The organism is Xenorhabdus sp. KK7.4, from assembly GCF_963876465.1.
Lineage (GTDB): Bacteria > Pseudomonadota > Gammaproteobacteria > Enterobacterales > Enterobacteriaceae > Xenorhabdus > Xenorhabdus stockiae.
The window spans coordinates 1-25,328 of sequence record NZ_CAWNQF010000075.1 but is presented as its reverse complement, the minus strand read 5'-3'; the positions used below and the strand labels follow the sequence as shown (position 1 = coordinate 25,328).

The 25,328-nt window shown below is 41.0% G+C and carries 15 protein-coding genes; 9 read left to right on the top strand and 6 right to left on the bottom strand.

Annotated elements, in window-relative coordinates; genetic code table 11:
- The first annotated feature begins 202 nt into the window (after positions 1-202).
- The 7 genes from AACS90_RS12180 (at position 203) to AACS90_RS12150 (ending at position 15,182) form a co-directional block, all read left to right on the top strand.
- Positions 203-3,277, top strand: a complete 3,075-nt coding sequence (locus AACS90_RS12180) for an autotransporter serine protease (RefSeq protein ID WP_099122934.1) — start codon at positions 203-205, stop codon at positions 3,275-3,277.
- 85 nt (positions 3,278-3,362) lie between these two features.
- Positions 3,363-6,443 carry an autotransporter domain-containing protein gene (locus tag AACS90_RS12175; RefSeq protein WP_099122913.1) on the top strand — a complete coding sequence of 1,027 codons (3,081 nt, stop codon included), beginning with the start codon at positions 3,363-3,365 and terminating at the stop codon, positions 6,441-6,443.
- A 172-nt stretch (positions 6,444-6,615) separates the two neighbouring features.
- Positions 6,616-7,635, top strand: a complete 1,020-nt coding sequence (locus AACS90_RS12170; RefSeq protein WP_099122912.1) for an NADP-dependent oxidoreductase — start codon at positions 6,616-6,618, stop codon at positions 7,633-7,635.
- Between the two features lie 573 nt (positions 7,636-8,208).
- Positions 8,209-11,277, top strand: a complete 3,069-nt coding sequence (locus AACS90_RS12165) for an autotransporter domain-containing protein (protein WP_099122911.1) — start codon at positions 8,209-8,211, stop codon at positions 11,275-11,277.
- A gap of 193 nt (positions 11,278-11,470) precedes the next feature.
- Positions 11,471-12,952, top strand: coding sequence for a trypsin-like serine peptidase (locus AACS90_RS12160; RefSeq protein WP_099122910.1), 1,482 nt, complete (start codon positions 11,471-11,473; stop codon positions 12,950-12,952).
- Positions 12,953-13,146: 194 nt separating this feature from the next.
- Entirely contained in the window at positions 13,147-14,352 is a 1,206-nt protein-coding gene (locus AACS90_RS12155; protein ID WP_099122909.1) for an MFS transporter, read from the top strand.
- Between the two features lie 50 nt (positions 14,353-14,402).
- Positions 14,403-15,182: a class I SAM-dependent methyltransferase gene (locus tag AACS90_RS12150; protein WP_099122908.1), complete on the top strand. Its 780-nt coding sequence runs from the start codon at positions 14,403-14,405 to the stop codon at positions 15,180-15,182.
- A gap of 102 nt (positions 15,183-15,284) precedes the next feature.
- On the opposite strand, the gene AACS90_RS12145 is transcribed toward AACS90_RS12150, so the two are convergent.
- The 4 genes from AACS90_RS12145 to AACS90_RS12130 all read right to left on the bottom strand — a co-directional run bounded on the left by AACS90_RS12145 (position 15,285) and on the right by AACS90_RS12130 (position 21,290).
- Complete coding sequence (locus AACS90_RS12145) at positions 15,285-16,283, bottom strand: hypothetical protein (protein ID WP_099122907.1); 999 nt, start codon at positions 16,281-16,283, stop codon at positions 15,285-15,287.
- Complete coding sequence (locus AACS90_RS12140; RefSeq protein ID WP_099122906.1) at positions 16,273-17,130, bottom strand: TauD/TfdA dioxygenase family protein; 858 nt, start codon at positions 17,128-17,130, stop codon at positions 16,273-16,275. The genes AACS90_RS12145 and AACS90_RS12140 overlap by 11 nt, the downstream gene beginning before the upstream one ends.
- Positions 17,131-18,121: 991 nt before the next feature.
- Positions 18,122-20,086, bottom strand: a complete 1,965-nt coding sequence (locus tag AACS90_RS12135) for a pyridoxal phosphate-dependent decarboxylase family protein (protein ID WP_099122905.1) — start codon at positions 20,084-20,086, stop codon at positions 18,122-18,124.
- A gap of 307 nt (positions 20,087-20,393) precedes the next feature.
- A complete protein-coding gene (locus tag AACS90_RS12130; protein WP_099122904.1) occupies positions 20,394-21,290 on the bottom strand; it encodes a dimethyl sulfoxide reductase anchor subunit family protein in 897 nt (298 codons plus the stop codon).
- 366 nt (positions 21,291-21,656) lie between these two features.
- Here AACS90_RS12130 and AACS90_RS12125 point away from each other — a divergent pair, with 366 nt between their 5' ends.
- Both AACS90_RS12125 and uspE read left to right on the top strand, forming a co-directional pair.
- A complete protein-coding gene (locus AACS90_RS12125; protein WP_099111633.1) occupies positions 21,657-22,412 on the top strand; it encodes an FNR family transcription factor in 756 nt (251 codons plus the stop codon).
- A gap of 124 nt (positions 22,413-22,536) precedes the next feature.
- Positions 22,537-23,481 (top strand): universal stress protein UspE, encoded by a 945-nt coding sequence (uspE, locus tag AACS90_RS12120; protein WP_099122902.1) that lies wholly within the window; start codon positions 22,537-22,539, stop codon positions 23,479-23,481.
- Positions 23,482-23,551: 70 nt separating this feature from the next.
- Here the strand turns inward: uspE and AACS90_RS12115 are convergent, their stop codons facing one another.
- Both AACS90_RS12115 and AACS90_RS12110 read right to left on the bottom strand, forming a co-directional pair.
- Complete coding sequence (locus AACS90_RS12115) at positions 23,552-24,550, bottom strand: tyrosine-type recombinase/integrase (protein ID WP_099122901.1); 999 nt, start codon at positions 24,548-24,550, stop codon at positions 23,552-23,554.
- A 598-nt stretch (positions 24,551-25,148) separates the two neighbouring features.
- Positions 25,149-25,328: IS1 family transposase (locus AACS90_RS12110; protein ID WP_241538287.1), on the bottom strand; the 180-nt coding region annotated here is incomplete at its 5' end.

The following is a 25,328-nucleotide window of genomic DNA, read 5'->3' as shown; positions in this document are numbered from 1 at the left end:
TTTTTGAGTGGTTATTCATCAAATAATCACCCGAAAGAATTCACTATACACAATGAATTTCAAGGTGCGTCGCGACGGCAAGGGAGTGAATCCCCGGGAGCATAGATAACTATGTGACCGGGGTGAGTGAGCGCAGCCAACAAAGAGGCAGTTTGAAAGGCGAAGTGTATAAATCCATTATATGAAAAACGGACTTACCACTATGAAAAAGAATAATTCCTTAAAACCTATTGTCTTGTGGATAACATTATTGTGTGGGCTTTTACCTGCTACTGTTGCAACCGCGGATAACGGGTATCAAGAAAAGGGACAGTTAAATTCGCCGGATAGCTGGTTATCAGAAGAATTTAAACGTCAATGGGGATTATCGGCCATTGGTGCGCATTATGCTTATGCCCGTGGTTATACCGGGAAAGGGATCACTGTCGGGGTGCTGGATCAAGCCGTAACGCCTCATACTGAGTTCGCAAACAAACTGAGAAGATTAAGCCCGGAAGATCAGGTCAATTTTGACGAGCTTTTTAATGGACTTTTCATTCTGTTCGGCAATCATGGTAACCATGTTGCCGGCACTATTGCGGCAAACCGGGACGGCGAAGAGATGCATGGAGTCGCATTTGATGCCGACCTGGTTACTGCAAAATTTTTAGGCAGCTATCAGAATCGCACAGAAGCGATGATCCAGAGTAACGCCCGGATTATTAACAATAGTTGGGGCGTTCCTCCTGAACGTAATCGGGATGAAAACGGTAAACCGATAAGGCGACCAGATGGTACGTGGGATTATGTTCAAGTGACGATGGACGAAGTCAGGAAACATGGAGAGTCAATTCGAAATACACTGGATCAGTTAAGCCGTTCACCAATCCCTGAAACATTCGACGATAACTCCGCTACAGCAGGTTTATTACGTGCAGCACGCCACGGAAAACTCGTGGTTTTTGCGGCAGGAAATTCCAATAACTATAACATTACCTGGATAGATGCGGGTATGCCGCTTTTCTTTCCTGACGTCCTGAAAAACTATCTCAGTGTCGCCAACATAACGCAGGAAAAGGGGCTGGCTCTGTCATCAACCAGTTGTGGATATACCGCCAGCTATTGTTTATCTGCACCCGGTACAGGCATATACAGTAGTACCGGTGAATTTATTTCAAAAACAGGTACTCTCATAAATGAAAAGTATCTGAATGAAGGGAATTTTGAGATTGTCTCTTCTTATGGTCTCAAGACGGGTACATCTATGGCAGCACCGCACGTTGCCGGAGCTGCGGCTGTTCTGATGCAACGCTTCCCTTATATGACGGCGGGACAAATTTCTGATGTCCTCAAAACTACAGCGACAGATTTGGGTGAAAAAGGCATTGATAAACTCTATGGCTGGGGAATGATTAACCTGAAAGATGCCATTGATGGCCCGAAAATATTTATCACGAAGGACGATATTCCCGCTGAATTTTACATTAAGGATTCCTATACCGATACGCAGTTTGTCGCCAATATCGTCGGCATGGGGGAAAAAGTAGAAGCAGGCACAACGGTAGAACGCGTCTGCGACAGCATCGAATGTACCTATGACTACTGGAGTAATGATATTTCCGGTCACGGCGGGTTAACCAAAACCGGCAAAGGGATGCTGGAACTGACCGGAAAAAACAGCACCTATCAAGGCCCGACAATCGTTGACCAGGGTCAGTTACAGATCAGTGGCAACATCACTTCTAAGGTGACGGTACATGAGGGTGCCACACTGAGCGGAAACGGTACGATCGGTTCACTCACCGCTCAGAGCGGCTCTTATATTGCCCCCGGTAATGTGGGTCCCATGAATACTGATTTAATCGGGACACTGAAAGTTAACAACGATGTGACTTTCGAGAAAGACTCACATTATCTGGTTGAAGTCGCCAGAAATACTTCTGGGTTGAGTGACCGTATTTATGCCGACGGTTTAGCTACATTAAAAGGTGGCAAGGTTGACGTTAGGTTAGAAAACAGCAGCAACCTGCTGCTTTCAAAACAAGAAGTTCGCAGCCTGCTGGGTCAGCAATACAATATTCTACAGGCCCACAAAGGTATCAATGGTCAGTTTACTGCCGCTTCACCTGACTACCTGTTCATTGGCACTCAACTGAACTACCAGCCTAATCGCGTCATGTTAGATATCAATCGTAACGCCACCCCATTTGCCAGTGTAACCAAAACCGCCAATGAGCGCGCCATCGCCAACGCGGCGGAGAAATTGCATCTGGGCCATCCGGTTTATGAAAGCATTCTGATGTCGGATACGGGATCACAGGCGGGTAGAGCCTTCCAGCAATTATCTTCCGGCCAGATCCACGCCGATATCGCGTCTGCACAAATCAATGGCAGCCGTTATCTGCGCGATACCCTGAATACCCGTCTGCGTCAGGCAGAGGGTGGATTAGCCAGTCAGGATATCAAGGCTGACCAAAACGGGGTCTGGGCGCAGATCAGCAGTAACTGGCAACGCACCAACAGTAACAGTGAAGCCAACGGTTATCGCATGTCTAACTACGGCGTATTTCTGGGCGCAGACCGGGAAGTAGCCAATGATCTGCGTCTCGGTATGGCTACCGGTTTCACCCGCTCTTCCCTGCGTGGCGGTGATAATACTTCCGCAGGCAGTGATAACTTCCATCTGGCATTTTATGGTAGCAAACAACTGGATGCTCTGGCCTTGCGCACGGGTATCGCTTACAGCTGGCACCGGTTTGATACCGAGCGTTCAGTGGCCTTCGGCAGTCAATCGGACAACCTGAAAGCTAAATATGGTGCACAAACTGGGCAGTTATTTGCAGAAGCGGCTTACGGGGTCAACCCGGGCTGGCTGAATCTGGAGCCTTTCGCCAACCTGTCCCATGTTAATTTCCGCAACGATGGCATCAATGAAAAAGGCGGGGCCGCAGCCCTGACTGGTAAAAAACAATCGAAGAATGCCACCCTCTCGACATTAGGTTTACGTGTGAACCAGAACTGGCAGACGCAGGATCAGCTGACTGTCGGCATGTATGGCGAATTAGGCTGGCAACATCAGTTCGGTAATGCTGAACGTGACAGTCAATTGAGTTTCAGCAACAGCGATGTGCCATTTACGGTCAACAGTGTCTCCGCTGCCCGTGATGCGGCAGTCATTAAAGCCGGTACGTCCCTGAGCATTAATGAAAATACCAAATTATCAGTGGGATACAACGGTGTCTTATCACGTGGTCACAAAGATAACGGCGTATTCTTAAATGCCAACTGGAAATTTTAGTCAATAAACAATCCCACTCACTGCTGGCAAGCAGTGAGTTTTTCTTTGTGTATAAATCCATTATATGAAAAACAGGCTTATCACTATGAAAAAAAACAACTCAGTAAAACCTATTGTTTTGTGGATAACATTATTGTGTGGGCTTTTACCTGCTACCGCCTCCATCGCGGATAACGGGTATCAAGAAAAAGGTCAGCTAAATTCACCGGATAGCTGGTTATCAGAAGAATTTAAACGCCAGTGGGGATTAACGGCTATTGGTGCGCATTATGCTTATGCCCGTGGTTATACCGGAAAAGGGATCACTGTCGGGGTGCTGGATCAAGCCGTAACGCCTCATGCTGAGTTCGCAAATAAGCTTAAAATATTAAGCCCGGAAGACATTGTGAGCTATAAATATAATGACGATAAATCTGGCAATATCTCTTTCGGCAACCACGGTAACCATGTCGCCGGTACTATTGTCGCAAACCGGGACGGCAAGGAGATGCATGGAGTCGCATTTGATGCCGACCTGGTTACTGCAAAATTTTTAGGCAGCTATCAGAATCGCACAGAAGCGATGATCCAAAGTAATGTTCGGGTTATCAATAATAGTTGGGGCGTTAGGCCTGGCTATGAAGTAGATAAACGGGGCAACCCCAAACGCTGGCCGAATGGGACAGTAAAATATAAACAGGTGACATTAGCTCATGTTATTAACGAAATGGAACCGATTAAAGGAATATTGGATCATTTAAGCCATTCGCCAATCCCTGAGATATACGATGAACTCTCCGGTACAGCAGGTTTATTACGTGCTGCCCGCCATCATAAATTAGTTGTTCGTTCTGCCGGAAATGCTAATAACTATAACGTTACCTGGATAGATGCAGGCATACCATTTTTCTTCCCTGACGTTTTGAAAAACTATCTCAGTGTCGCCAACATAACACAGGACAAGGAGCTGGCTCTGTCATCTACTCGTTGTGGATATACCGCCAGCTATTGTTTATCTGCGCCGGGCACCCTAGTTTACAGTAGCACCGGTGAATTCATTCCAAAATCAGGTGGTGCAATAAACGAAGGTGCCCTGAATAGAGGGGAGCTTGAAATTGACTCTTCCTATGGTTTCAAGACGGGTACATCTATGGCAGCGCCTCATGTCGTCGGAGCCGCCGCTGTCCTGATGCAACGTTTCCCTTATATGACGGCGGGACAAATTTCTGATGTCCTCAAAACTACAGCCACCATTATTAATAAAGAAGGCAAAAGGATCCATGAACTTTCCGGCTGGGGCATGCTCAACCTGAAAGATGCCATTGATGGCCCGAAAATGTTTATCACGAAGGACGATATTCCCGCTGAATTTTATATTGAGGATTCCTATACCGATACGCAGTTTGTCGCCAATATCGTCGGCATGGGGGAAAAAGTAGAAGCAGGCACGACAGTAGAACGCGTCTGCGACAGCATCGAATGTACCTATGACTACTGGAGTAATGATATTTCCGGTCATGGCGGATTAACTAAAACCGGTAAAGGGATGCTGGAACTGACCGGTAAAAACAGCACCTATCAAGGCTCGACAATCGTTGATCAGGGTCAGTTACAGGTCAGTGGTGGTATCACTTCTGCGGTAACGGTACACAAGGGTGCCACACTGAGCGGAAACGGTACGATTGGCTCTCTCATCGCTCAAACCGGCGCTTACATTGCCCCCGGTAATGTGGGTCCCATGAATACTGATTTAATCGGCACACTGAAAGTTAACAACGATGTGACTTTCGAAGCAGGCTCAAACTACCTTGTTGAAATCGCCAGAAATACCGCTGGGTTAAGTGACCGTATTTATGCTGACGGCTTAGCTACATTAAAAGGTGGCGAGGTTGAAGTTAGGTTAGAAAACAGCAGCAACCTGCTTTCAAAACCCGAAGTCCGCAGCCTGCTGGGTCAGCAATACAATATCCTACAGGCCCACAAAGGTATCAATGGTCAGTTTACTGCCGCTTCACCTGACTACCTGTTCATTGGCACTCAACTGAACTACCAGCCTGATCGCGTCATGTTAGATATCAATCGTAACGCCACCCCATTTGCCAGTGAAACAAAAACCGCCAATGAGCGCGCCATCGCCAACGCGGCGGAGAAATTGCATCTGGGCCATCCGGTTTATGAAAGTATTTTGATGTCGGATACGGCGCCACAGGCGGGCAAGGCCTTCCAGCAATTATCTTCCGGCCAGATCCACGCCGATATTGCATCTGCACAAATCAATGGCAGCCGTTACCTTCGTGATACCCTGAATACCCGTCTGCGTCAGGCAGAGGGTGGATTAGCCAGTCAGGATATCAAAGCTGATCAAAACGGTGTCTGGGCACAGATCAGCAGTAACTGGCAACGCACCAACAGTAACAGTGAAGCCAACGGTTATCGCATGTCTAACTACGGCGTATTTCTGGGCGCAGACCGTGAAGTAGCCAATGACCTGCGTCTCGGTATGGCTACCGGTTTCACCCGCTCTTCCCTGCGTGGCGGTGATAATACTTCCGCAGGCAGTGATAACTTCCATCTGGCATTTTATGGCAGCAAACAACTGGATGCTCTGGCCTTGCGTACGGGTATCGCTTACAGCTGGCACCGGTTTGATACCGAGCGTTCAGTGGCCTTCGGTAGCCAATCTGACAACCTGAAAGCTAAATATGGTGCACAAACTGGGCAGTTATTTGCGGAAGCCGCTTACGGGATCAACCCGGGTTGGCTGAATCTGGAGCCTTTCGCCAACCTGTCCCATGTTAATTTCCGCAACGATGGCATCAATGAAAAAGGCGGTGCCGCTGCCCTGACCGGTAAAAAACAATCGAAGAATGCCACCCTCTCGACATTAGGTTTACGTGTGAACCAGAACTGGCAGACGCAGGAGCAACTGACGGTCGGCATGTATGGTGAATTAGGCTGGCAACATCAGTTCGGTAATGTCGCACGCGACAGTCAATTAAGTTTCAGCAACAGCGATGTATCATTTACGGTTAACAGCGTCTCCGCTGCGCGTGATGCGGCAGTCATTAAAGCCGGCACGTCCCTGAGCATTAATGAAAATACCAAATTATCAGTGGGATACAACGGTGTCTTATCACGTGGTCACAAAGATAACGGCGTATTCTTCAATGCTAACTGGAAATTCTAGCCAATAAAAATTATTTAAATCAATAAACTCACTGCTGGTGATGGCTGGCAGTGAGTTTTTTCTTTCGCTATCTTCTTTCACAGCAGTACATACATTTAAGAAAAATGCATTATGCTCACATCAGAGGCAGACTGGTTGATTAACGTGTTGAACGACTGAAGGAGTCACTACCATGAGTAAAAGACTGAATCGGCAAATTGTTCTTGCATCAAGGCCAGAAGGCCCACCTGTTGAAAGTAATTTTCGTCTTGAAGAATCGAGTATCCCCTCACCTTCTGAGGGTCAAGTACTTTTAAAATTGCATTATCTTTCACTTGACCCTTATATGCGTGGCCGAATAAGTGCGGCAAAATCATATGCTGAACCAACAAAAATTGGTTCTATCATGGAAGGTGCAACGGTCGGTGAAGTAATAGAAAGTCGCAGTGCTGATTTTAAAACGGGTGATATGGTGCTTTCCTATTCCGGTTGGCAGGAATTCGCCACCGCTCAGGATACGAGTTTACGCAAGCTTGATCCTACAATTGCTCCCTTAACAACGGCATTAGGCATACTTGGAATGCCCGGTTTTACTGCATATTCAGGGCTGTTAACTATTGGGAAACCCATGAAGGGAGAAACTCTTGTCGTTGCCGCCGCTACAGGCCCGGTTGGTTCTGCTGTCGGTCAAATTGCAAAAATCAAAGGAGCGCGGGTTATTGGTATTGCAGGTGGTGCAAAGAAATGCCGGGCTTTACTGGATGAATTTGGGTTTGATTCAACGATTGATCACCATGAAGCTGATTTTGCTCAAAAACTGGCAGCAGCCTGCCCTCAGGGTATTGATATATACTTTGAAAATGTAGGAGGAAAGGTTTTTCAGGCTGTGCTTCCCCTTTTAAATAAATTTGCACGTATCCCTGTATGTGGCCTGATTGCACACTATAATCATGATACTTCATCAGAAAGTGCGGGTTATGTCCCCTTATTTATGCGTGACATACTGACAAAAAGCCTTACCGTGCGAGGTTTTATTCAATCTGATTTTTCCAGTCAGCGTTCGGATTTTCACCGTGATATGGAAGAATGGGTTTCCAAAGGAAAAATTCATTATAGAGAGGATATTATCGGTGGTCTGGAAAATGCGCCGAAAGCCTTTATTTCCCTTTTAGAGGGAGGAAATTTCGGCAAGCTGATTGTGAAAGTTGGCTAAAAATATTTATCGTTTTTTGGTTAGTATAAGAACATTCTCAATTCCTGAAAAATAAACTGACCTTATCAATTTTATGTCTAATATAAATAAGATGGATAAAATATAGGATAATATTTTATCCATCTTTATTTTTGAAAATAATTTTTATTTGATAACTCACGGAAACATTAACCACATAAACAAAAAAAATAGAAATTAAATCAGTTTGAAGTATTTTTTATTTTAAGAAAAAAATCTCACATAAAAATACAACACACTGATTAAATTAAACTAATTCCATGCAGTTAAAATGAAAAAACCATTAAGATCATAAGCTTTAAGTTAAATTATTCCTTGCTTTTAGCTTTTACTTATTATTTTATAATAGGCCACTGGCAGGAAATTAATATTACTCACAGAGTATTAATCACCATTATCAGAACTACTCCCGAAATGATAGCTCATTTCTATGACAAACTGATGTCGCCAGAAACATATAGTTTTAAATCAGATTTTATTATAAATATTTTTGAGTGATTATTTATCAACCAGTCATTCAAAATAATTCACTATATGAGAAACAGGCTTATTGCTATGAAAAAAAACAATTCCGTAAAACCTATTGTTTTGTGGATATCATTATTATGTGGACTTTTACCTACTACCGCATCAATGGCTGATAACCGATATCAGGAACAGGGTCAGCTAAATTCACCAGATAGTTGGTTATCCTATGAGTTTAAACGCCAGTGGGGATTAACGGCTATTGGTGCACATTATGCCTACGCCCGTGGTTATACGGGTAAAGGGATTAATGTGGGAGTTCTGGATGAGAGAGTGACTCATCATGCTGAATTCGCAGATAAACTTAAAATATTAAGTCCCGAAGATCCGGTTAACTATGATGTAGACGAAGATTCTGGCAATATCACTTTCGGTGCCCATGGGAATCATGTCTCAGGTATTATTGCGGCAAACCGAGACGGAAAGCATATGCATGGGGTCGCATTTGATGCTGGCTTAATTACTGCAAAATTTTTGGATAGTAAATTTTCAAAGAACAAATATAACCGTACAGAGGCGATGATCCAGAGTAATGCTCGGATTATCAATAACAGTTGGACCGTTCCTCCTAAAATTAATCTGAATGCTAACGGTAAACCTATAATACGACCAGATGATACATTGGATTATGTTCAAGTTACTCTGGACGAAGTCAGGGAATATGGAGACTCAATTAGAGATAAATTGGATCAGTTAAGCCGTTTACCAATCCCTGAAGTATTCGAAAATAACTCCGCTACAGCAGGTTTATTACGTGCTGCGCGTCATGGAAAATTAGTTGTTTTTGCTACAGGGAATACCAACAACTATAACGTCACTTGGTTAGATGCGGGTATGCCGTACTTTTTCCCTGACGTATTAAAAAATTATCTTAATGTCACCAACCTGACTCAGGAAAAGAAACTGGCTCTGTCATCAACTATTTGTGGATATACTGCCAGTTATTGTCTATCTGCACCAGGCTCATACATTTACAGTAGCACAGGTAAGTTCGTTGATAAAATACACAAGGATGATCTGGTTAAAGGCGAGATTAAAGCTGAAATTGACCCTTCTTCTTATGCTCGCTACAGCGGTACATCCATGGCAGCACCACATGTCGCTGGTGCTGCAGCTGTTCTGATGCAACGCTTCCCTTATATGACAGCAGCTCAAATTTCTGATGTTCTCAAAACCACAGCAACAGACTTGGGTGAAAAAGGAATCGACGCACGCTATGGCTGGGGATTATTGAATCTGAAAGATGCCATTAATGGCCCGAAAATGTTTATCACGAAGGATGATATTCCGGCTGAATTTTATATTCCGGGGTCCTATGAGGATACGCAGTTTATCGCGAATATAGTCGGTATTGGCGGTGTAGTAGAAAAAGGTACAACGGTAGAACGCACATGTGACAGCATCGAGTGTGGCTATGACTACTGGAGTAATGATATTTCCGGTCACGGCGGGTTAACCAAAACCGGCAAAGGTATACTGGAACTGACCGGTAAAAACAGCACCTATCAAGGCCCGACAATCGTAGAGCAAGGTCAGTTAAAGATTAGTGGTGGCATCACTTCTGAGGTTACTGTACAGAATGGGGCTTCACTAAGCGGAAACGGTACAATTGGTTCACTCATCGCTAAAACCGGTGCCAATGTTATTCCGGGTAATTTTGATTCAGTCGCAACATTGAAAGTTAGTCGCGATGTTGAATTCGAAAAAGGTTCAAATTATTGGGTTCAGGTTTCTCCCGATATCGGAGGATTAAGCGATCGTATTTACAGTGAGGGTTCAGCAACTTTACAAGGTGGCGCTGTACAAGTTTCATTCGCAAATAACGATAATCTGTTTTTAAAATCAAAAATTCGCAGCTTGCTGGGTCAACGATACAATATCCTACAAGCCAACAAGGGTATCAAAGGTCAGTTTACTGCAGTTTCACCTCATTATCTATTCATTGGCACTGAGCTGAGCTACCAGCCTGATCGCGTTATGCTGAATATCAACCGTAACGTCACCTCATTCGCCAGTGTGGCGAAAACCGCCAATGAACGCGCCATCGCCAATGCGGCGGAGAAATTGCATCTGGGGCATCCGGTTTATGAAAGTATCCTGATGTCGGATACGGCGACACAGGCAGGCAAAGCATTTCAACAACTGTCTTCCGGCCAGATCCACGCCGATATCGCGTCTGCACAAATCAACGGCAGCCGTTATCTGCGCGATACCCTGAATACGCGTTTACGTCAGGCAGAGGGTGGATTAGCAAATCAGGAGATCAAGGCTGACCAAAACGGGGTCTGGGCGCAGATCAGTAGTAACTGGCAACGTGCTGATAACAGCAGTGAAGCCAACGGTTATCGCATGTCTAACTACGGTGTATTTCTGGGGGCTGACCGGGAATTAGCGAATGATCTGCGTCTTGGCATGGCCACCGGTTTCACCCGCTCTTCCCTGCGTGGCGGTGATAATACTTCCGCAGGCAGTGATAACTTCCATCTGGCATTTTATGGCAGCAAACAACTGGATGCTCTGGCCTTGCGTACGGGTATCGCTTACAGCTGGCACCGGTTTGATACCGAGCGTTCAGTGGCCTTCGGTAATCAATCTGACAACCTGAAAGCTAAATATGGTGCGCAAACCGGGCAGTTATTTACGGAAGCGGCTTACGATATCAACCCGGACTGGCTGAATCTGGAGCCTTTCATCAACCTTTCCCATGTTAATTTCCGCAATGATGGCATCAATGAACAAGGCGGTGCCGCGGCCCTGACCGGTAAAAAACAATCGAAGAATGCCACACTCTCGACATTAGGTTTGCGTGTGAACCAGAACTGGCAGACTCAGGAGCAACTGACTGTCGGCATGTATGGTGAATTAGGCTGGCAACATCAGTTCGGTAATGCCGCACGCGACAGCCAATTGAGTTTCAGCAACAGTGATGTGTCATTTACGGTCAACAGCGTCTCCGCTGCGCGTGATGCGGCAGTCATGAAAGCTGGCACTTCCTTGAGTATTAATGAAAATACTCAATTGTCAGTGGGATATAACGGCATATTATCAAGCAGCCATAAGGACAACGGTGTGTTCTTTAATGCTAATTGGAAATTCTAGTCAATAAAAATTATTATAAATCAACAAACTCACTGGTGGCGCTAGCTGGCAGTGAGTTTTTATTTTATTTCTTATTTATTTCTCAATTGCCAGATTTGTATACGCAAAGGCACAAAACAGTTAAATAGAACTTATTAATGTTAATCCTGATAATAGCCTCCGAGTCATCGACATAACCTAAAGGAGGAAAATTATGACTTATCGTAAAGCCCTATTAGCTAGTTTAATTTCTATCGCAGCATGCTCAAATGCTTTGGCTAATGAAGCACCATTAATGAAATCCACTGATCCTGGTGCTGATAAATTCAAAACTGTCGGTAAATTTATGGGTGGTTCGCATTGTACCGCAACCCTGATTGCTGGCGAAAATACACCGGCTAAAGATACACCAGCGCTAATCGTAACAGCAGGTCACTGTGTTGAAAATAGCAGCAATACAAATGAAGTCATTGTTGATCAACCAGCATCTGAATACTGGGAATTTACACCAGATTATTTCATTGATAAAAAAGACAGTCTTTCACCAATAAAGATTGATCGTATTTTATATTCAACCATGAAATATGAAGATATCGCTGTCTTACAATTGAAAGCAACTTATGGTGATTTGGCTCAAAAAGGCTATCATCCACTGAAGCTGAAGAAAAATCTTTCGATGGAACATCAGCCTATCGTGTTAACTCACATTCCTGTCAATAATGTTGACTATGAGTCCACTTATCTCAGGAAATCTGAATGTGATATTACCGGAAAAGCGCCTGTACTCTATGAAAGCTCCATTCCATGGCTGTGGTCCCCGGTTTTCTCTGTTAACTGTGCGGGTGTCGTTGGCGGAACGTCTGGTTCTCCTGTTTTTGAAAAAGGAAAAACAGATGTTATCGGTATTCTAAACACGACTACCGAGCCGGGAATGAATGGTTGCGGAAGTGGCAGACCATGTACGATTGAAGACAATAAAGGTGTTTCGGCAGAAGGTGCCAGCTATTTTATTCCTGTAGACTCTATTGCTAATGCAATAACCAAAGACAATAAACTGGATCTGTCTAAACTTGAAAATAATAGCGGTAATTTCTTAGAAAGAAGCCAGTTTTGGTCACCTTGGGTTACTCAAAGTGTTGTTGATGGTGAGAAAGCTAAATGGGATGTGGTCATTAAAGAAGACGCTGATGTCAAAAATATCCGCTATAAAGTCGGATTAATCAGTGAAATTGACTGTAAAGATGCAAGCGGATATGGTGCTCCAGTTTCTGCCAGCCAGAAGCCACTGGAAAATCTGTTAGTACCTGAAGGCGAAGGTATCTATAAACTCTGTGCTATTCATCAGAATAATTCTGGTAAGTGGCAGAACGCAAAAGATGCATCTGTGATGTTGCGGGAAATTGATGATACTCCACCAACCACTAAGCCAACTATTCGTTATGATGACCATGGAACTGACAATTGGTTTGTAACGATTGAAGCTCTGCCATATGAACTTTCAGGGCTGACACAAGTAAAATACGGTCCTAAAGCAACAACGGACTGTGAAGATAAATCAGGTTATGCTCCTTTGTGGAGACCTGTCAATCTGGCTAAATCTGAAGCACCATGGCGTGTTTGTGCATTCAGCCACGATGTAGCAAAAAATGAAAGTCCGATTAGTGTACTTGATCTTGAAGCAGCCTCTGCTAAATAAGTAATAATCACCAACCTCACTGCCGGCAATCGCTGGCAGTGAATCTGAACTAACTCATCTGAATATCTGCATTACCCAAACTCTCCCCCTACTCATCCGTATCTATTTTTCAATGCGAAACGCATTCGCTTAAAACTTCATCAGTTATTCAACTCACCCTACACAATCTATTTTTTTACTAAGGAGACTTTAATATGTCACCACGTATTGTATCGCCTGTCGCTTCACCCTTTATTTTGTTGATATTTTCGTGTGCTGTATTTTTTATCGGTACGACAGAGTTTATGTTAGCCCCTATACTCCAGCCATTAGCTGAGGCATTTAACACAACAACCGATAAAGCTGCCTGGCTGGTATCTGGTTATGCTTTCTCTTATTCGCTTATGGCACCCGTTTTTGGCTGGTTATCAGATAGGATAAACCGGCCTAAATTGCTGCTGGCATCTTTATTCTTTCTTTCACTGGATGGGCTGCTATTAACTATAGCGCCCAATTTAGCAGTTGCTATCGGGCTACGTATTTTTGGGGGTATCGCAGCGGCTGCATTGATTCCAACTATTTTTGCTTTGATTGCAGAGATTTTTCCCCTTCACAGGCAAGCTTCAGCAATGGGGATCGTTATGCTCGGTATGACTATGGGAATTGTTACTGGCCCTGTCTTTGCTGGTGTTTTAACTGAGAAGTTTAATTGGCAGATGCCATTTTTGATTAGTGCGATAGGGTGTTTTTTGCTCTGCATTTTAAGCCAAAAACAAGTATTACACCTAAAGTACAATTCACACCAACCTTCAGGAAAAGAAAAAATAAAACTTCCGTTGGTAAAGTTTCAATGGATATCTCAGGGCGACTTAATCCGCCCTCTTATTGCAAAAGGACTTTGGAATGGAACGGCAGTGTCTGCTTTTATCTTATCTGGAGAAGTTTTGCGGCGTTATTATGATTTAGCAACAGACACGATTGGTATATCTGTATCCGTATTTGGTATCGGACTTGGCATTGGCAATTTATCCATAACTTTTGTGAAGCATAGAGGTATTCGGGATGAATACATACTACTGTTGACAATAACCTTACTTTTCGTAGCTTGTACGGTATTTATGCTAATTCCATTATCCCTGCTTTTCAGCCTGAGTTGTCTAATGTTATGGGGTTATGCTCAAGGAATTGCAGCCCCTGTTAGTACCTCTATTCTGGCGAATCGGGCCAAACAGAATAAAGGCCAGATATTAGCAGTATCAGAAAGCTTCAATAACCTGACAATTTTATTCTTACTCCCTATTGCGACTGTACAGTTAACTCAACATAGTATTGTCGCTACGATGATCACTCTGGGAAGCTGTCTGATCGCGGGAATTGGGCTGACATTAAAAGATTTTTTAGTGACACCGTCACTTAACTGAGGCCGATGTTTGAAATTCATTTAGTAAATCCATTAATGAAGGAAACTCAAATGGCAATTGATTTTAATGCAAAAGAGAACCGGCATACTTATCTTGGACGCGATGCACAACAGGAATGGTACGATATAATTCATAGTTTGACTGAGCCTAAAGGTAAAGATATCGCAGATATTGGCTGTGGTGGCGGGATTTACTCTCGGGCATGGGCTAATCTGGGAGCAAAGAGCGTCACTTGTGTTGATTTTTCAGATCAAATGCTGGCTGATGCGGCTGAGAATACTCAGGAGTTGAAAAATATCACCCTCAAAAAAGGGAATGCTCTCCATACCGGCCTTCCCGCAAACAATCAGGATATTATATTCGAGCGTGCACTTATTCATCATATCAGCGAAGAAGACAGAGTACTTTGTTTTGCCGAAGCCAATCGTTTATTGCGATCAGGGGGTATGTATATCTTACAGGATCGAACTGTTCAGGACGTTAACCTGCCCGGCTCACCTGAACACATTCGTGGTTATATTTTTGATGTTTACCCACATTTACGCGATTTTGAAAACCAACGGAGACCTGATACCGACAATGTGATTAATGGGTTTAAGGAAGTCGGATTTAGGCATGTAAACACGCTTTCTTTTTTAGAAAAACGCACTACGTATAATGATTTTTCACAATTAGCGGACGATTTTCGATTACGGAAAGGACGTTCTATTTTGCACGAACTGAGTGATAAAGAAATAGCTTATCTTGTTGATTATATAAAGAACTCCCTTCCCTCTTTAACCAATATTGTTGAAAATGATTATTGGACTATTTGGACAGGTATTAAATAAATAACATATATATGTTACTAAAAACTCAGTCTCGACTTTGTCAATTAAACGATTTCGTCACTAATCAAAAAGATAAAGCGAGACTGAGGTAAGTTTTATTAATTAAGTGTTTTGGGCACAACGGCGTGTATCAGATACACCACACATTTTGGGGCTGGCTAAAGGTGAGGATGAAGAAATGACTTCTTGATTGGTTTTAACCGGATCGATAAATAATTTATTAATATCATCCAGTTTTAAATTAGATAGGTAGCTATTGTTAATTCCTTGGTAGTTTTCTGGAATTGTTGTTGTTGTTGGGAAAATAAGTTTCTCAGGATATAAACGACCGCTCCAAAATTCATCTCCTTTTTCTAACGGCCTAGTCATTCTCTGATCTATTAACTCAGAAATCTTTGCATCATATGGAAACCGCAGGCTATTTTCGGCTGCTGGATAATCATGTTTCACCATCCAGTTGACAATATTTTCCTGACGTTCCATTAAAGTAATATCTTTAAAAAAACCAGTTAGCACAATAGGAACAGTAATACCTCCAGCATTTCGATACTGTTCAATAAATTCAAGCCGTTTCTTTAATTGCTCATTTGTATCCAGTGCACTCACCGAAACTCTCATTTCTGCTCTGACAGCGACTAATCGCTGCATAATATTATCCTGAATATTCCTGAAAGCCTTAGTAATAAAAATCATCAGTAAATTAGCATCTCTGGCCAGTTCAGCAATGCGGGTTGAAAGTGACCAGTTCCACGAAGGATCGCTATTCCATCCACAGCGGATATATTTCTGTGAATCAGGAAGTGAACGTAAGTCAGAATTAAAAATATCTTCGTCTAAATAATTATCTACCCTTTTACCAAAATCAATGCCATTTCTCCAACTGGAGATAGCAGCAAAACACATTCCATAACAAGCCATACTTTCTGGTAAACAACCAGTTACAACATCAGAAGTTAAACTATCGAACGGTAAACCTCCTGTAATACCAGCCCTAATCAGCATTGCTTTTGCAGGCTTAAGAACAGCATCTTGAGTGTAGCCTCTGTTGCTGTCTTTAACCAGATGCTTAATGAAGCTTTCATTTTCTTTTTTAATATACATAACTATTTTCCTCGATTTTTCTACCAGGTATTTTTGGCTGGTAGCACTCATCGGGATAAATTTTTAATGCCTTAATAAATCTATTACCGTTAAAACATTCCCGGCGATGTAATAGTTGGCTGTTGTCATATAAAATAAGGTCTCCTTCTGACCATATATGTGAATAAATATTTTCAGCAGATAAAATCCTTTCTAGAACAGTTTGTTTTATTTTTCCCGATTGAGGTAATGTTTCACTATTATCAATAAATTCAATGGTGTTTTCACTTACATATATATACTCCCTTTCTGTCTTCTCGTTTTTAATTATTACAGGGTGAGCTACTGTAATATGAGGAGCATTATCATGAGAAGCTGCGGGTTGTCTGGTTGACCAAAGTTTATTTAATACTGAAACTTCATCAGTAGAAAAACCCAGATAATCAATAGATGTTGATGCAAAAGAGGTATTACCACCATTACATTGTGTAACAACACCATAAAGAATGCTGACAGAAGCAGGATTAACCCGAAATTCTTGATCAGAATGCCAGTAATCAGTATCACTTCCTGAGAAACCTAATGGACTTCCACTCTTATCATTCAGGTTTGTTAGATAAGCAATATGTTTTCTATGATCAGATAAAGAAATTTTCCTGGCTGGCTGTTCTAATTTCCCATTTCCTATTTCGAGAGCTAAATTAACAAGTGATTCATCATCCATCCTTTGATTATTAAAAATTAGCAAACCAAAAATAGAAAGGTATTCTTTTATTTTTATATAATCTCTGGAAGATAATTTAGAAATATCATCACAATTAACATACGCACCATAATGTTTTTTAATGGGCTTTATTTCTAATGTCATATAATAATCTCATGCTATATTAGTGAATATAAAATCAGATAACTAATTAGATAATCACATTAATTAAAAACAACCAGGGTTAAATAACAATAACCCAGTTTATGACAACAACCCCCATTCTAACAATTCAGATAACGTGCTTTTAATTTAAGCCTTCAAATTTAACGTTCAATAAAAACAATTTATTTTTTTGATGTTCGTCACAAAAAATAAAAAATAATCTTTAATAAAAACAAATAATTAGGTAATTGAATGAAAAGATTAAATATTAATTTTTATATGAAATATTACTCAACACGCTAAGTTTTCGGCTTTTTTAATACACATATTTCATCTTTCTAAGTTAACTTGTTGCTTTTAAATGGTTATTATTATTTTTCTTAATTTTGTTTTTTTATGAAAAAAACAATCTCACTTGTTAACATTTTGTTAAATAACATAAAATTAATTTTTGAAATAAATTCTAATAAAATTAAGTGATTAAATTTAATTAATAGACATAAATTGGATATAGTTATATGATTTATATACTTAAAATTTTTTGTTATTAACATATAAAAATTTATAACCATAAAGTAATAATCATTATTACCCTGTCAATATCGTGTTAAAAAATATTTAACAAGAACAGCTATCTGGATCACAATAATTTAGCACAATAAATAAAAACCAGAATTATGGTCTATTTTGTACCAAAGACTCAATACTGGTATTTTTTTTGATTATTATGATTAAAAATCAATATATTAAATCATGAAAAAGTAAGGTTTTAATAGTGAAATAGCAGTATATTTCAGCGAAAAACAAATCTATCGAACTATCTCTAACTGACAAAGGATATATACACAATGGATTTCAAGTTGCCCCTTTGTTGGCTCTGCTCACATATCCTGTCATAGAAGACCCGACTTTGACCGGGTCAACTGAGTTTGCAGTGTCCTCACTTCTGAGATACAACTTGAAATTTTACTGGGTGTATTCTCTTCGCGTATCAGCTAAGAAATGAAATGTTGAAATCTGATTTTTGATATAATGATTTTTCTTGTTCATCAACAAGCTGAATTAATTTTTTCACAAAAATGGATTTTAATTGCTCCCAATATTCTTCGAAGTGTTCTTGATCACGTAAACAATGTGTCATTACTGCTGCCCGTAATACATATATATGATGTATTTTTTCCCATTCGCTCTGGCTAAAACCACACTGTTCAGCATAATGCCGAGGAGTATCTCCGTAATCTTTATAACCCAACATTGTCGATGATGTGATGAAGTCGTTGGTATAAGCACGCTCGGTGGAATATGAACAGAGTTCATAGAGCCGTTTATTGAGAGCATTGTGATTCAGCAGGCTATCATTTCCGATTTCCTTAAAAGAAAAGTTAATCATATGAAAATCAGGAGATGGCATGATATGTATTTCAAATTGGTATTTTCCAACCTTTATAGGTTGCATATTCTTTATGTTATTTAATAACCAATTTGCTGTGACTATCCCTGCAGCTATAACTTTGCCATATCCACTGATATTTAGAGGCAATAACCTATGTGCTGCCCATAATGCAGCGGCCGTCGCCCCTGATTTCGAGCCTTCCATAATGGAAGAGCCTAATATATTCTTATTATTGTTTGATAAGTTATTGATTAATGAATCGCTTTGAGGGGAACTATCCTGAAAAACATAAGCTGCACGAGAGGAAATTAAATCAAGAATTCGCTTGTCCTTCATACAGATAGCCCCGGCAGAATATTGGATGAAACCCATTTTATGGGGATCAACTGTAATCGAATCAACATGTTTCAATGCCTTGAAACTCCGGTAGACTGCCGGTTTAGGCCAAATAATATTTTCAGGCGTCAAACCAAGTTCCTGATGCTTTTTAACCAACTCATCATATTCCATAAATTTCCCCTGCTCATCCAGCAGCAAAGAGCAGGCATATCCGGCATAGGCAGCATCAACATGAATATAAAATGATGCGCCATAACGTTCTTCACACTCTTTTCTTAACGTAATGACTTCATCAATACAATCAATAGCACCGACTTCTGTTGTCCCTACCATTGCAATCATAGCTAAAATGGCTTCTCCTTTCTCAATAAGGGAAAGTGTAATTTCGCGCATTTTGGCAACATCAGTCTGATACTCTGCATTCACAGGTAGAGGAATAATATTCTCCTGACCGATACCGAAGATATCCGCTGCTTTGACCCAGGAATAATGTTTCGATTGTGGAACAAGTAGCTTACCTATAACTTCCGGTTTAACTCCTGAACCACGACACGTCAGATCACGGATTTCATTAAATATCCCCTGTTCTTTTAACTCACTGATTAAATCAAGCACTTCTGTTGTGGGCATATTCATTAACTGTTTTGGGGATTTGTGACTGAGCAAATTTTTAGTTTCAGGATGTTGAGAAATAGCAAAAGGCAGTGTTTTCAAATTTCTGGCAACCCAAAGGCCTTCGTAGTTTGCTACTGTACCGCCTGAAGTAATGTGCCCCCAGGCTCGTTGTGGATCGTAGCCAAACATGCGGCAGAGATCTAAACCTGATTCGAGCTCAAGTTCAGTGGTTGTTGGTGATACTTCATAAGAACAATTATTCGGGTTGTACATCATCGCCATGACATAAGCGAGGTTAGAAACCATCAGAGTATCAGCGTTGATATGACCAAGATAACGGGGAGAAAAGAAAGGGATAGAGGAATTTTTTAGTTTTGCTGACAACTGATTAAGTATTCCTTCAGTTCGATACAGTGTTTCTCTGTAGTTATGCTCATAGCGATCAACAGATGTTACTAATGCCGCGTCTTCAGGGTGAAACCCCGAACGCCAGTGCATGTGTTCACTGACTGCATAATCTATCATTTCTTTGAAGAACACAGCATTCTCTGACTTTGGGCCTAAAAACAGAGCATCAATATTTAAGTTAGGATTAAATAGCTTAGGCATAATTACAATATCCTCACTGATTATTATTTTTTGTTATTTATTAACCATTCATTATATAAATCAAACTACGGATACAGATATAAAACATACGAGCGAAAACTTTAATAAGAAATTAACAAATACTTTGAATTTGTGCACGGAAACAAAGAAATGAATGAAAAAAGAGATTAGTAGCTGAAATTATCTACTTATATGACTTTATGGATAAAAGGTGTATTTCTGCACATAAAAATAAGTATTGGTGTTACATTTTTTATTGTGCAGAATGGAATAAATGGAGGGTATGCACTCATTAATTGAGTAATAATTAGACGTTACTCATGGCAAAGAAGATATATTGGTTAATTATTTCAGCCACCAGCATGATCATTGTTCCTGATAAGATGGGACAACTTGTGCGAATGAGTGTTTTATTTCTGCTTTTCCACAATGTATAGGCCCATATCGTCATGGCAAGAATATATAAACACCAAGTTATCATCCTGAAGCCAAATGCGCTTTTCAGGTTAATTTCGGGTTGGTGGGGAAAAATGATATTTTCAGTTTCACCATCAGTGACTGCCTCTACTAACCAACCCATGTATGCCGGCTGTTCAATTAAGCGCGTTGTCACACTGATAAAGACAATGATTAGTGCTGCCATGAGCAATTTAGTCGGAATTTTTTCCCGCATGAATTGCCTGCCAGACTGACCAATAAGTGATAATGACAGTGCCGGCCCCAGAGTAAAGACTGCACCATAAAACAGAAAATAAGTGTTAACATTTGTCCAGGTAATTATGTCACTATTAGAGTAAATATTGACCATGTAGTGAATATCAACTAATCCAATAACGCTAATTCCCGCCATAATATATGCATGGCTCTGCTTGGTAAGCAGGACAAAAAGCGTATATAAACTCAGAGTAATAAAATAGATAGCAGCCAGTGCTGTTTCTGTATTTATCCACTCCTGCATTATGTTATGTAATTGTAATAACTGATATACGCTGAATGGGTATCCTATGATATCCAAAGAAGAGAGCAGCCCTATTCCGGCTAGAATACTGCTGATGACTAAAATTCTGCGAACAGGTACAGCTTCTGGTTTCTGCCCTGTCCCTGCTTTTCGATTAAAAAAATGAGTATAAAGTGCACTCATCAATACCAGACCAATAGAACTTTGCACTATCATTGTAAATGCAATCAACAGCCATTCACTCATGCTAATCCATCCATTTATTTGTAAAACCACCGCTATTACAACGTATTATACTCAATGGATTTCAAGATGCATCGCGGCTAAAAAAGAGTGTTCCGGGTGCATAGTCAGCAATTTGATTGAGTTCAGCCAACAAAATAGCAACTTGAAAGACCAAGGGTATATATTATTAATGTAATTTAAGTTTAATTGAAATGTTATATCGAGTATGCAAGATTTTACGCAAGTTATGCATGAATCGCAGCAAAATTTCATTTTTTTCTTCTTCGATAATAACCGTGAGTGATTAACATAAAAAGCAAGCTCTTATCAGAGCAGCCGAAATATGTTAAATTGACAGGCATCAATAATTTCTAACGAGCGCTTCCTATGGTCCCGGAAAAACGTATTATCAGGCGAATTCAATCAGGTGGTTGTGCAATCCACTGTCAGGATTGCAGTATTAACCAACTATGCATTCCTTTCACTTTAAACGAACATGAACTCGATCAGCTTGATAATATTATTGAGCGTAAAAAACCAATCCAAAAAGGGCAAACGCTTTTTAAAGCTGGTGATGCACTAAAATCGCTTTACGCTATCCGTTCTGGGACTATTAAAAGCTACACTATCACCGAAGAAGGTGATGAGCAGATCACAGGCTTTCATCTGGCTGGTGATTTAGTCGGGTTCGATGCCATTATAAATACTGAACACCCCAGCTTTGCTCAGGCTCTGGAAACTTCAATGGTATGTGAAATCCCGTTTGAGACACTGGATGATCTTTCCGGAAAAATGCCAAATCTTCGCCAACAGATGATGCGTTTGATGAGTGGTGAAATCAAAGGTGATCAGGAAATGATCCTGTTGCTATCCAAAAAGAACGCAGAAGAAAGACTGGCAGCGTTTGTTTATAATTTGTCCCGTCGTTTTGCCCAACGCGGTTTTTCTCCCCGTGAATTCCGTCTGACCATGACCCGCGGTGATATCGGTAATTATCTCGGTTTGACCGTTGAAACAATCAGCCGCCTGCTTGGACGATTCCAGAAAAATGGTATTTTAAGCGTTAAAGGTAAGTATATCGCTGTCGAAAATATGGAAAAATTGACTGAACTTGCAGGCAAAGCCCATACAAATGTAACGTAGCGTTGTTTCAAAATTTAAGCCAGATCACTATATTTTACTGATCTGGCTACCCTATCCCCTGTTATAGTTGTCTATAGTTTATCTTCCGTACAAAAATTACATCCAGCCTCTGCGAGGGATTAATATGGCAAACTATCAAAACCTCTTAGTTGCAATTGATCCGAATCAGGATGATCAGCCAGCGTTAAGACGCGCGGTATATATCGTGCAACGTAATGGTGGCCGGATTAAAGCTTTCTTACCCATTTATGATCTTTCATACGATATGACCACGTTACTTTCTCCTGAAGAAAGAAACGCGATGCGTAAAGGTGTTATTGGTCAACGAATCGCCTGGATAAAACAACAGGCGTACTACTATCTTGAATCCGGGATTGATATTGAAATCAAGGTAGTCTGGCATAATCGTTTCTATGAAGCGATTATTCAGGAAGTTATCTCCGGAAAGCATGATTTGTTATTAAAGATGGCACATCAACATTCTCTGCTGGAATCGATGATCTTTACACCACTTGACTGGCATTTGTTGCGTAAATGTCCTTGCCCTGTCTGGATGGTAAAAGATCAGATATGGCCGGAGAAAGGCTCTGCTGTTGTTGCCGTCAATTTATCAAATGAAGAATCCTATCATAACGAACTCAATCTGAAATTAGTTCATGAAACACAGGATCTTGCCAACAGAATTGTGAAAGAACCCCGGATTCATCTGGTCAGCGCCTACCCTGCGGCTCCTTTAAACATCGCAACAGAACTTCCTGACTTTGATCCCAATGTATATAACCGAGCATTACGTGGTCAGCATTTAGTCGCAATGAAAGAGCTAAGACAAAAATTTTGTATTAGTGAAGATCAAACTCACGTTCAGGAAGGTTTACCGGAAAACGTCATTCCCGAAATTTGTGATGAACTCAATGCAGGCGTGGTCGTTTTAGGTATTCTTGGCCGTACTGGTTTATCTGCCGCATTTCTTGGTAATACTGCCGAACATGTGATTGGCCGATTGAAATGTGATTTGTTGGCAATTAAACCAGACGGCTTTGTTTGCCCGATTAATGTGGATGAAGAATAGACAACCCCGCCGCTTGCGGCGGGAAATGAGTTCCTGTGAAATATTATGCTCGTCTGGCTGATATAACTCGTCAGAAATTCAAATTTCTGGCTGCATTTTTCAAACGCTCATCTCCACGTCGATCATATTTTTGAGTTGTTGTGATACTTGAGTGCCCCATCGCATCTTTGACTGTGACAATATCTTCGCCATTATCCAGCATGGCTGAAGCAAAAGTTCTGCGTAGATCATGCGGAGCAAATTTTTCTATCCCGCTTTCAACTCTGCGATTTTCCAATATATGATAAATAGCCTGATCTGAAAGACGACTATCTGTCACATCATCATGACGCCGGATACGAGTAAATAATGGGCCGGCATGATCACCGCGGACTTCATCTATCCAACGATTTAATCGTCTCCATGTTCCTTCCGGCATATAAGACAAACGCTCTTTATTACCTTTTCCCATTACCCTTAATGCCTGCTCACGATAAATAATACTTTTCATATCTAATGAAACAATTTCTGATCGGCGCAGACCGCACCCCACCAAAATGCCAATAATAGCTGCATCACGTAAACCTTTTGTACTGATATCATCTTCACAGACATAAAATAAATTTTTAATTTCATGTCGCTCAAGTGCCCGCCCTTTCGGTAAACGATTTCCCCTGACAGACCGTACTTGTTTGATGTGCTGAAAACTATCGGTATCAAGTTGTTTCATTGTCCATGCTTCTAAAGCAACACCTTTCAGAGCTGAAAGATAAGTATTAATTGTTGCTGGAGCTTTTTCGGAATCAGAGAGCATTTCCATTACAGCCTGTATATGATGCCGCCGCAAATCACTCCATGAACAATCCCGCACATTCTGATACCCCAACATTTTTGCCACAATATTAAGGAATGATTTCATTGTCTGTCGGCTTCGTTTTGATCCCAAACTGACAAGATAGGCAATAGCCGGATTGTCATATACCTGATTACCAGGTACCGATATTGACATGCCCATTCCCTGATTTTTTTGCTCACTGGAAAGCACAATCAATGATTGTTTCTCTGTATTTTTTTCATCTTCATTGTGCATAACTGCTTCCTGATCCCAATATTTATTGATTGCTCTACGTAAAAAGTGGGGCTAATGACCCACACCATTTTATTGCTCTAACCTTACTTTTTCAAATGTATATTTTAATAAGTAGAAGAATAAAGAAGCAGAAATTTGTACATAAGGAATAGCTTATTACACATAACATTTTGATATTATTGATATAAAATTATCAAAAACTGCTAAATCAATGTTTGAATGAAATGTCTACTATAGCAACTAACTTTAAGATGCTTGGAATTTTGGCGAGAAGTATGATTGGGAGTCCTTGCATCACATACATTGTATCGCCCGCTCAATATATTCAGGATGCAGCATTGCCCCTTCAGTCATTGAGACAACGCTACTATTTCCATGCTATGAATATGATGAGCTAGATTCATTTGACTATATGGACAAGTGTGGTTTTTGTTCGTTTTGGGTCATACTTCATCTTGGCGGTGTTGAATGATTGTGGTCTGGTTAAAAAAATTCTCAAAAATAGGCTTGATAGAATTACTGGACCACTACAGGTAATTCAGATCCTAGAGTTATTTGCTTGGGCATGCGAAGCAAATTTAGGTCATGCCTCCAACAGTTAGATTGCTTCTGAAAGATAGTATTCACGCTCAATGAACGTGCCTATCACTTTGTCGTGCATTTCTTCGGATTTGGAGTCGCCAATCGTTTTCCGATTTAGCCGCTTGATGCGAGTACGCAGGGTGAGGTTGGTTCTTTCGATACGCTGAGTGAATTTCTTGCCTCTGAGGTGTTTTTC